This is a genomic window from Kitasatospora sp. NPDC093679 (genome assembly GCF_040683455.1).
GTDB classification, from domain to species: Bacteria; Actinomycetota; Actinomycetes; order Streptomycetales; family Streptomycetaceae; genus Kitasatospora; species Kitasatospora arboriphila.
Genome location: NZ_JBFBDW010000038.1, coordinates 62,654 through 72,471, shown reverse-complemented (window position 1 = coordinate 72,471; position 9,818 = coordinate 62,654). Strand labels below are relative to the sequence as shown.

Genomic DNA, 9,818 nt, shown 5'->3' with positions numbered 1-9,818 from the left:
CGCACCCGCCACGTCCAACGCCACCCCGCACGGCACGCCGGCCGCCGGCACCGCGACGTCCAGCAGCCGCGACCCGAAGACCGTCAGGTACGGCACCTCGCCGGGGGCGTGTCCGCGGGCAGCCAGGAACGCGGTCAGCTCCGCCTCGTCGCTGAAGGCGTGGATCCAGCGGATCCCGCCCTCGTCCCCCGACCACACCAGACCGTCCGCGGTCTGCGGCACCAGCACCGCACTGGAGCGGAACACCGCCAGCATCGAGCCCGGATCCCCCGCACCCGCACGGACCATCCGCACCTGGTGCACCAAACCCGCGTTCACCTGCTCCGACACCCCCATGATCGCCGAAGCCAGCCACCCTACCCGACCGCTCCGACGGGCTCTCGGCCGCCGGAGCGCCGACCGATCACGGTCTCGGGGCCGCCCCGGGGCGCCGGCCTGCAGGAGCGTCAGACCTGTGCCGTGCCACCGTTGGCGAAGAGTTCGACACCGGCGATGAAGCCGGAGGTGTCGCTGCAGAGGAAGGCCACGGCCTCGCCCATCTCGGGGGGTTCGGCGATCCGGCCGGTGGGGTTGCCCTCGCCCGTCCGACGGACGGCGCCGGGGACGGCGCCGGCGCCCTGCGCCATGGCGAGGGCGCGCCGCAGGGACTCGGTGTCCACGGCGCCGGGGCTGAGGACGTTCATCCGGATGCCGGAGCCCTTGATGTCCTGGATCCGGGACCGGACGAAGGCGCGCACCGCGGCCTCCGCACCGCCGTACGGGCCCGTGCCGGCAGCGGCCGGACGGACGGACGCTGTCGAATCGATGACGACGGACCGTGCCGCCGGGCGGCAGCAGCGCGATCGCCGGACGGTGAACAGGACGCCCTTGGCGTTGACGGCGAAGGTCCGGTCGAACTGCTCCTCGGTGATCACGCCGAGCGGGGCGTGCGCGCCGATGCCCGCGTTGGCCACGACCGCGTCGAGGCGCCCGTGCCGTGCGACGACCTCCCGGTGCGCGGCCTCCATGGCCGCGGGGTCGGTGACGTCGGCGACGATGCCCGAGCAGTTCGGGCCAGACAGGCCGAACCCGGGCTCGGCCCGGGCGTCACCCGTCCGGCGGCACGTCCCAGACGATCCGCTGGACGGCGCCCGCCGAGATCCACATCTCTCCCCCGTCGTGCGGCCGCACCCGCACCCACCGCCCGGTCACCCGCACCTGCCCGCCCACGTGCGCGGCCGCCGTCTCGATCCCCGCGACCGAACCCGGCCGGCAGTGCACCACCGCGGAGGCCCACCGCTTCTTCGTGCTTCCCATGTCCACCAGACTCGGTCCTGACCTCCGCCGGGCGGGGCCGACAAGCGCCACCGCCCGCCCACACATACGCCCACGCCCGTTGCGGGCTGGCCGGTCGGTGAACGGCGGCTGCGGCTCACCCGCCACGTCGACGCGGGAGTTCGGGCGCGGTGAGGACCTCCGCGAGGGGGAGGCCGGTGCCGGCCGCGGCGGCGAGACGCTCGCGGATCTCGCGCGGGGCGCGCGGCCGCCGTCCGGGGCCGCCGCAGCAGGAGGAGTGGAAGGTGACGCCGGCGTTGAGCAGGGCGGTGAGGGTGCGCCAGGCGGCCGTGTCCGCGCGGCGCGGGACCTTGAGGTCCTGTCCGGCGTCGACGAGCCGGCCGCGGCAGCGCGGACAGACCGTGGTCGGCGTGCGGCGCTTGACGGAGGCACGGCACGGCAGGCACACGTAGTGCCGGTTCGGGGTACCGCCGCGGAAGCACATGACGGTCAGTATGGTGGCCGGCCCACCGGTGCCCCAGCGGATTTCGCCGCCCGGACCGGGAGATCGAATCGCAACCGTGCGGCACTGGACCGGGCCGTTGCGGTACGACCACAGTGGACCGGTCGGTTCGGGACGGGGGGACGGTGGGCGGCGTGGACCGGGTCAGGTACGTCGACTTCCTACGGGGAGCGGCGATCGTGATGGTGGTGCTCGGGCACTGGGTGATCACCGCGCTGGTGCGGCACCCGGACGGCACGATCGCGGCGCCCGAACTGCTCGCCACGGTGGAGTGGACGCAGTGGCTGACGCTGCTCTTCCAGATCATGCCGGTGTTCTTCCTGGCGGGCGGCCACGTGGCCGCCGGGTCCTGGCGGCGGCACCGGGAGGGCGGCGGCGGGGCGGCCGGATGGGTCCACGCGCGGGCGGTGCGGCTGCTGCTGCCGACGGCCGCGTACCTGGGGATCGCGGTGCCGTGCCTGGCGGCCGGCCGGGCGGCCGGCGCGGACCCCGGGCTGCTGGCCATGGTGGGCTGGGCGCTGGCGATGCAGTTCTGGTTCCTGCCGGTCTACCTGGTCGTCAGCGCGCTGACGCCGTGGCTGTACGCGGCGTACCGGCGGTGGGGGTTCGCCTCCATCGCCGCGCTGGCCGGGCTGGCCGTGGTGGCGGATCTGGTCGACCTGGCGGACCGCGGGAGTCCGGTCGGTGCGGCGGGCTACGTGCTGGTCTGGGCGGTGGCCTACCAGCTGGGTTTCGGCTGGGAGGACGGCCGGCTGCCGGGGCGCCGGCCGCTCCTGTGGGCGGTGGCCGGTGGCGGGGCGGCGGCGTTCGCGGGGCTGGTGGCGTTCGGGCCGTACCCGGTCAGCCTGATCCGGGTGAGCACCGAGGAGGTGAGCAACACCGACCCGCCCTCGCCGGCGATGCTCGCCTGGGCGCTCGCGCAGTGCGCGCTGTGCCTGCTCGCCGCACCCGCGATGGAACGGGCGCTGCGCGCGGAGTGGCTGTGGCGCCTGGTCCGCCCGCTCGGCCGGGTGTCGATGACGCTGTACCTGTGGCACATGGTGCCGGTGCTGGCGGCGGCTGCCGCGTTCTACCTGACGGGCCTCGCGCCGGAGCCCGTGGTCGGTTCCGGCGGCTGGTGGGCGTGGCGGCCGGTGTGGATCGCCGTGCTGACGCTGTTCCTGTTCGGGCTGCTCGTGGCGCTGCGGCCGGTGGAACGGGGGCTGCTGCGGGTGGGCGGCGCGGTGCGTCCGCAGGCGGAGGTTCGGCAGCCGTACTCCGTGCTGGCGGGGCTGGCCGGGCTCGCGGCCGCCGTCTGGACGCTGGCGGTCTGGGCGGGCGAGGGGCTGGCCGGGGCGGGCGCACCGGCGGGGTGGACGGTGGCGGGCTTCGCCGCGGGGACGGCGCTGGTGCTGCTGCCTCCGCCGCGTGCGGTGGTCGCGCCGGAAGCCTCCGAGGCGGGCTGAACCGGGCGGTCCGGGGACCTGTCGGTTCCGGCACCGGACGAGGCCCGGGAGAGAGAACCGGAAGGCCCGGCACCTGAGGTGCCGGGCCTTCCGGATGTGGTAGCGGGGACAGGATTTGAACCTGCGACCTCTGGGTTATGAGCCCAGCGAGCTACCGAGCTGCTCCACCCCGCGTCGGTGGACACGACTGTACGGCACCGCACCTGAGCTTGGGAAATCGGTTCCGACTCCGGTCTCCAGCGTGTGACCGGGCGGGCCTCCCCGAGGGGCCGCTCAGGCTTCCAGGGCGGCGCGGACGAGACCGCGCAGCTCGTCGTCGGTGATGCCCGCCGCGTCCTTCGGCCGCAGCCGGATGGTCCCCCGGCCGCTGACGAGCTCGGGGTGCCGGGTGGTGAAGCCGCCGTCGCGGTCCTTCCCCCAGCCGTAGATCGAGATGCCGTGCTGCCAGGCGCCGACGTGGAGCCTGCGCTCGCCGACGCGGTAGGTCGGCATTCCGTACGACAGCGTCGGGCTCGTCTCCGGGAACGCCTCCAGGATCAGGCCGCTCACCCGGTCGAAGAGCGGGCGGTGTTCCGGGGCGATCGCGTCGACGTACTCCTGCACGGCGTCCATGCCGCCCATTCTGGCCGTGCCCGGACCGGAGCGCCGCCTGCCGCGGCGGCGGGTTCCCCCTGCCCGGGCGCGGGTGTCCGTCATGGCCGACGGGGCCGGCGGGGAGGTCCGGGTCGATGCCGCGGGCCATGAGCGCCGCGCCCGAGAACAGGGTGTGCGGGCCGCCGGGGTCCGTGTCGTCGGTGACGCGGCAGAGGGCCTCGCAATCGAGTCCGTGCAGGCGCAGCGCGGGGGGGCAGGACGTGGGTGCGGAGGTAGGCGTGGGAGTTTCGGCCGCCCCCACCTCGATCTCAAGATTTTTTCGCGCCCGGGAGGCATTCACCACAGCACCATCCCCCCACCGCGATCTGATGGTACGTCAGATCGTGTAGCCGGCCGCCATCACCGCGCCCGCGGATACTGCAGGCGCGGCGGTCCTGACAACTGGCGTGCAGTGAGGAGCAAGTGAATCCGTTTCACCGAATTGCCCCTGTGACAAATCTTTCAGCCCGGGCACGGCGCCGCTACAAAGTTACCGCCGCGTCAAGGTGACGCGGGTAGACCGGTGGAGGTCCCATGCGGCCGCGATTCGTCCTGTCCTTGTCCGGCACCGTCCTCCTGCTCGCTTCGAGCCTCTTCCTCGCCGCACCGCCCGCCGCGGCGGCGACCGGGAACTACGTCGCCCTCGGCGACTCGTACTCATCCGGCGAAGGAACCGGCGACTACATCGGCTCCGCAGGATCGTGCAACCGCAGCCTGCACGCCTACCCCGCGCTCTGGGCCTCCGCCCACTCCCCCGCCTCCTTCGCCTTCGTCGCCTGCTCCGGCGCCACCACCGCCGACGTCATCGACAAGCAGCTGTCCTCCGTCAACGGCGCGACCACACTGGTCAGCATCAGCGTCGGCGGCAACGACGCCGGCTTCGCGAGCGCCATGCAGACCTGCGTCCTCAACGGCACCAACGCCTGCCTGACCGCCGTGAACAACGCCAAGAGCTTCGCCACCAGCAAGCTCCCCGCCCTGCTCGACCAGGTCTACGCGGGCATCCGCAACCGCGCCCCGTCGGCCCGTGTCGTCGTCCTCGGCTACCCCCACCTCTACAAGATCGGCGGAAGCTGCACCTTCGGCATCAGCGACACCAGCCGCAACGCCATCAACGGCGCCGCCGACACCATCGACTCCGTCATCGCCGACAGAGCCGGCGCAGCCGGATTCGCCTTCGGCGACGTACGCCAGGTGTTCACCGACCACGAGATCTGCTCGTCCGACTGGTGGCTCAACAGCACCCGCGTCATCGTCCACGAGAGCTACCACCCGAACGCGACCGGCCACGCCAACGGCTACCTGCCCACGTTCAGCGCCAGAGCCTGATCCCCCTCCCCGCGCCTGCCCCGTCCGACCGCGAGCACGGTCGGGCGGGGCACGGTTCACGCCGGACAACCATGGTTCGTGTCACAACAGAGACGACAATCCGACGGCCGCCCACAATGCCACCACGGCCGGACGGAACGCATTCGCCCCGACGGCGGCGAGACCGAATGCATCACTCCGGAGGAGCAGCAGTGGCCGCCGGGGTCCGCAGACGGTTTCGCACGCAGGCTCCGCGGCCGGATACCGCTCGACCGTCGGCAACGGCCGCGCCGTCTCCCCCGGACCTTGTCGGATCAGGCGTGCGGCTCCCCCGGCCTCCGGCGGATCAGACGCACGCCTGATCCGCCGGACAGACCTGGACGATCCATTCCCGGGGGTGCCTGCGGAGGGTGTGGGTGGGCGGTCAGGCGTCGGGGGCGACTTCGGGGTGTGTGAGCCGCACGGGCTTGCCCAGCGACCGGGCGTAGGCGATTTCGGCCCGGGTGCTGTCTCCGATGTGGTCGCCGACCACGAGCACCTCGTCGGCGAGCCGGATCTTCGCCCGGTGCAGATCGTCGAGTCGCACCTTCAGCGCCTCGGCCTCGACGGGATCGGACCAGAGTTCGTGCGGCGACTTCATGTCGCAGCCCGGCTTGACGACGATCCTTCCGGCTTCGGTCTCCCGCAGATCGGCCTCGGCCATCTCGGCCATGAAACGGGTGGAACCGCAGATCACGACGGTGCGCGGGAGGCGCAATTGCTCCTTCGCGCCGGCGAGTTTCTCCTCGGGGGTGAGCGGTTGCGGGTGGGACACCGGTTCCTCCTGGTGGTGTGGGCCCGATCTAAGCGGGTGCGCCGTCCTCGTCGGCCCGGATCTCGGTGCCGAACCGCCAGGCCTCGATGTCGCGGTAGCGGATCGGCCCGGGGCCGCGGCCGATGTTGCTGCCGACCAGGTGGAGGCGCTCGGCGTGCCACGGCCGGCCCACGAAGCCGGAGAGTCCGGCCGCGGCCTGCGGCACGCTGGTGGGATCGTCGCGGCGGGCCCGCGCCAGTGTCAGGTGGGGGCGCAGCGGGCGGTTGTTGAACTGGATCCCGCAGGACCCGACCAGTTCCCGGACGTCGGCGGCGAGGAGGTGCAGTCCGTCCAGGTCCCCGTCGATCCCGCTCCACAGCAGTCGCTCGTCGAAGTGGCCGCCGCCGCGCAGGCCCAGGTGCAGGGCGGGGTGCGACGCCGCCCGGCCGGCCAGCACGGAGCGCAGCAACGGCACGGCCGTGGCGGGCAGTTCACCGAGGAAGGCCAGGGTGATGTGCCAGTCCTCGATCCGGTTCCACCGCAGCCGCGGGTAGCGGGCGTAGGCGGGTTGCAGCGCCCGGGCCAGCTCGTCCTTGGCCTCGTCGGGTGGAGCCAGCGCCACGAAGACGCGCAGGGTCGAGGGCTCGGGGTCGTCGTTCACCAGGGATTTCTAGCACGGGCGGCTGATTCCCGGCCGGGCCGAGGGTGGCATGATTCGGTCATGAGCCTCACCGAGCGGCAGCTCGCACTGGCCGTACTGGAGCGTCAGTTCCTGCTCGAGCGCCGGCGCCTCGACGTGGCGGAGGCGGTTCGCCGGCTCTGCGCTCTGCAGGCGCAGGAACCGGCGTCGCCGTACCTGGCGCTGTGGAACCGGGTGCAAAATTTCGCGCCGGAGGATCTCGACGCGGCGTTCGCGGACGGCCGGGTCGTGAAGTCGACGCTGATGCGGCTCACCCTGCACGTCGTCCATGCCGAGGACCACGAGCCCTACCGCGCCGCCATGCTGAGCACGCTGCGGGCGTCACGGCTGTACGACCGCCGGTTCACCGCAACGGGGCTGGCCCCCGCCGACGCCGATGCGCTGCTGCCGGAGCTCGCCCGGTTCCTGCAGCAGCCGCGCACGGGCGCCCGGGTGGAGCAGGAGATCGCACGGAGGCACGGCGAGCACGCCCACCGCGTGTGGTGGGCGCTGCGCACGTTCGCGCCGGTACACCATGCACCGACCGGCGGCCCGTGGTCGTTCGCCCGGCCGAACAGCTACCGTGCCGCCCCGGCGGCCGCGGCGGTCGAACCGCGGGAGGCCGACGCCGGAGTCCGGCGCCTGCTGCTCTCGTACTTGCGCGCGTTCGGGCCCGCGTCGGCCCAGGACTTCGCCCGGTTCACCCTGCTGACGCGCACCCCGACGGCGGAGGCCCTGCGGGCGCTCGGCGACCGGGTGGTGCGGGTGCAGGGCCCCGGCCGCGCCGCCCTGTTCGACCTGGCCGACGCCACCGTGCCCGACGACGACACCCCGGCGCCGCCCAGGCTGCTGCCGATGTGGGACAGCACGCTGCTGGCGCACGCCGTCCCCGGACGGCTCGTGCCGGCCGAGTACCGGCCGCTGGTCGTCCGGCGCAACGGCGACGTGCTGCCCTGTCTGCTCGTCGACGGACAGGTCGTCGGCGTGTGGCGGGCCGTCGACGGCGGACTGGAACTGACCGCCTTCCGTAGGCTCGGCAGGGTTGCGTGGCAGGGCCTGACCGAGGAGGCGGCGCGGCTGTCGGTGCTGCTCGCCGACCGCGATCCGGCCGTCCACCGGCGCTACGGGCACTGGTGGGACAAGGGGTTTCCGGCGGTCGAGCGGACGGTCGTCAAGGGCTGACCGGGCCCGGCGCGTTCGGCCTGCGGACCGGGCCCGACGGGCGTGGGCGCAGGGCACGGGCCGGAGGAGGATACCGCCCGCAGCCGGTCTGCGGGTGCCGACCCTCGGGATTCCCTTGATCCCGGGCGACGGCCTTCCCGCGGGGTGGCGCGTGGCCTATCGTCGCGTCCGCCCGCCCGCCCTGCGGCAGCCACCCGGGACCGCCGGGGCCGCCGGTCGCGTTCGGCGCCCTTCGTCCCCACCGACTCGGTCGCCCCGTCAGGAGCGCCGGGCCGGCCACCGCTTGGAGAACGACAGCAACGTGAAGAAGACCCTCAGCGCACTGGCCCTCGCCGCCGTTCTGGCCCTGGCCGGCTGCACACCGGAGGACACCCCCACCACCCGCACCGCCGCCCCGGCGGCCTCGGCGGCCGTCGCCTCGGCCGTGAACCCGCCGTCCCCTGAGGCGGTGTCACCGACCCCCATAGCCACCCAGGACACGGCCACGGCCACCCCGACGGCCGCCCCCGCGCCCGTCGGCACGGTCGCGGCGGCCACCCGCACGCCCTCCAGCCCCGCCGTCCGGCACACGACCTCCACTCCCACCGTCCGGCGCACCACCGCCGCCCCGGTTCGCACGACCGCGGCGCCGACCGGCTGCCACCCCCTCTCCAACGCGGGCAACTGCTACCAGGCCGGTCAGTACTGCCGGAACTCCGACCACGGCGTCCACGGGACGGACGCGGCCGGCCGGGAGATCGTCTGCACGGACAACAACGGTTGGCGCTGGAAGCTCGTCTGACGTCCACCCGGCCCGGCCCGGCCCGGTCCACCACCGACGCGCCGATGCGGCCGGCCCCCACGGGAACGTGCGGGCCGGCCGCGTGCGGGCCGGCCGCGTGCAGGGCGGCCGGAGGGCGGCAGCGGGCCGCAGCCCCGGCCAGGTCGAGGAGACCCCGTGGGTGCGGTGGGGGCCGTGGCCGCGCACACACACCACCTGCCGGCCGTCGCGTTCCGCCGCTGTCACGAGCCCGGCCGGCAGACCGGTCTTGCCGATCCCGGCGGGGCCGGTCAGGACGACTGCCGCGCGGGTCTCCGGCAACCGCCGCGCCGTGGCGAGTTCCCCCGCACGCCCGATCAGGCCGTGCTCACTCACAGCGGAACCCCTTCACGCACGTCACACCCGGGCCGCGCAACGTTGGCCACCCGGAGTTCCGAAAGCAAACCCACCCTGCGGGCCCGGCAGCGACGGGGTCGGCCGCAGCGGGAGCCGGACCGGTCGTCGATCTCGCCGTCGACGCCACCGTCCCGGTCGACGGCGGTCCGGCGGGCGTCCCGCCGCCGCTCCGGGCCCGTGAGCTGGAGCATCGCCACGCGCTACCGGGCCGCTACTGCGGCGATACGGCCCGCGGTGAGGATCGGCACACGAACGGCGCCCCGGTTCCCTCGGGGGTCGCCTTCGCGCACCACGCGGTTCCTGCTCCACCCGCAGGGGGGTTGGGCCCTCCCTGCAAACGGACGCCGGACGTTCCGGCGCCGTCGAAGGAAGGAACGACATGCGCGTCAAGAAGTTCGTCGCCGCGGCCGCCGTGGCCGGAAGCGTCCTCGCCGTCGGGCTGTCCACCGCGGCACCGGCGATGGCCGCGCCCGCACAGGACTGCACCTACGGCCAGGTCTGTCTGTACTACAACTCCAGCAGCTACGGCTACGGCGCGGTCTACATCCAGACCGGCGACGTCTCCAACTACGCCGGCAAGTACTTCAGCGGCGGTGCGAACGGCTCCAGCGGCTCCGGCGTCGAGGTGAAGAACCACGCCGCCGCGGTGGACAGCTGGATCGCCAGCAACTTCCGCGTCTACTACAACAGCGGCTACGACTGCAGCGTCGCCTGCCAGACCGTCGCCCCGTACGCGAGCGTGAACCTCAACTCCTCGCTGAAGAACAACAACGCGTCCGGCCGGGTCGTCTGACCCCACCCGGCAACGCTCGATCGTTCTCGTCGGTCCCCGGCCCGGTGCACCC

Annotated in this window: 12 protein-coding genes and 1 tRNA gene; 5 read left to right on the top strand and 8 right to left on the bottom strand. The window is 73.7% G+C overall.

Annotated elements, in window-relative coordinates; translation table 11 throughout:
• From AB0O09_RS26885 to AB0O09_RS26870, 4 genes are all read right to left on the bottom strand, one after another.
• Window positions 1–330: hypothetical protein (locus AB0O09_RS26885; RefSeq protein ID WP_363545452.1), on the bottom strand; the 330-nt coding region annotated here is incomplete at its 3' end.
• Window positions 331–446: 116 nt separating this feature from the next.
• Window positions 447–1,061, bottom strand: a complete 615-nt coding sequence (locus tag AB0O09_RS26880; RefSeq protein WP_363545454.1) for an SDR family oxidoreductase — start codon at window positions 1,059–1,061, stop codon at window positions 447–449.
• Window positions 1,062–1,086: 25 nt separating this feature from the next.
• Complete coding sequence (locus AB0O09_RS26875) at window positions 1,087–1,296, bottom strand: hypothetical protein (protein ID WP_363545449.1); 210 nt, start codon at window positions 1,294–1,296, stop codon at window positions 1,087–1,089.
• Window positions 1,297–1,411: 115 nt separating this feature from the next.
• On the bottom strand, window positions 1,412–1,759 hold the full coding sequence (locus AB0O09_RS26870) for a hypothetical protein (protein WP_363545447.1): 348 nt from the start codon (window positions 1,757–1,759) through the stop codon (window positions 1,412–1,414).
• Window positions 1,760–1,911: 152 nt separating this feature from the next.
• Here AB0O09_RS26870 and AB0O09_RS26865 point away from each other — a divergent pair, with 152 nt between their 5' ends.
• The gene (locus AB0O09_RS26865) at window positions 1,912–3,222 is read left to right on the top strand and encodes an acyltransferase (protein ID WP_363545444.1); all 1,311 of its coding nucleotides are present in this window, start codon (window positions 1,912–1,914) and stop codon (window positions 3,220–3,222) included.
• A gap of 97 nt (window positions 3,223–3,319) precedes the next feature.
• Here AB0O09_RS26865 and AB0O09_RS26860 read toward each other — a convergent pair.
• Window positions 3,320–3,396, bottom strand: a tRNA-Met gene (locus tag AB0O09_RS26860).
• 99 nt (window positions 3,397–3,495) lie between these two features.
• Window positions 3,496–3,834 carry a DUF1801 domain-containing protein gene (locus AB0O09_RS26855; RefSeq protein WP_363545442.1) on the bottom strand — a complete coding sequence of 113 codons (339 nt, stop codon included), beginning with the start codon at window positions 3,832–3,834 and terminating at the stop codon, window positions 3,496–3,498.
• A 555-nt stretch (window positions 3,835–4,389) separates the two neighbouring features.
• Here AB0O09_RS26855 and AB0O09_RS26850 point away from each other — a divergent pair.
• Window positions 4,390–5,184, top strand: coding sequence for an SGNH/GDSL hydrolase family protein (locus AB0O09_RS26850; protein WP_363545440.1), 795 nt, complete (start codon window positions 4,390–4,392; stop codon window positions 5,182–5,184).
• A 403-nt stretch (window positions 5,185–5,587) separates the two neighbouring features.
• On the opposite strand, the gene AB0O09_RS26845 is transcribed toward AB0O09_RS26850, so the two are convergent.
• Complete coding sequence (locus AB0O09_RS26845; protein WP_363545437.1) at window positions 5,588–5,977, bottom strand: hypothetical protein; 390 nt, start codon at window positions 5,975–5,977, stop codon at window positions 5,588–5,590.
• Between the two features lie 28 nt (window positions 5,978–6,005).
• Complete coding sequence (thpR, locus tag AB0O09_RS26840) at window positions 6,006–6,617, bottom strand: RNA 2',3'-cyclic phosphodiesterase (protein ID WP_363545435.1); 612 nt, start codon at window positions 6,615–6,617, stop codon at window positions 6,006–6,008.
• Window positions 6,618–6,677: 60 nt separating this feature from the next.
• Between thpR and AB0O09_RS26835 the strand changes: the two genes are divergently transcribed.
• From AB0O09_RS26835 to AB0O09_RS26825, 3 genes are all read left to right on the top strand, one after another.
• Window positions 6,678–7,817, top strand: coding sequence for a winged helix DNA-binding domain-containing protein (locus AB0O09_RS26835; protein ID WP_363545433.1), 1,140 nt, complete (start codon window positions 6,678–6,680; stop codon window positions 7,815–7,817).
• Window positions 7,818–8,118: 301 nt separating this feature from the next.
• Window positions 8,119–8,598 (top strand): hypothetical protein, encoded by a 480-nt coding sequence (locus tag AB0O09_RS26830; protein WP_363545431.1) that lies wholly within the window; start codon window positions 8,119–8,121, stop codon window positions 8,596–8,598.
• 754 nt (window positions 8,599–9,352) lie between these two features.
• Window positions 9,353–9,766 (top strand): hypothetical protein, encoded by a 414-nt coding sequence (locus AB0O09_RS26825; protein ID WP_363545429.1) that lies wholly within the window; start codon window positions 9,353–9,355, stop codon window positions 9,764–9,766.
• Window positions 9,767–9,818: the final 52 nt, after the last annotated feature.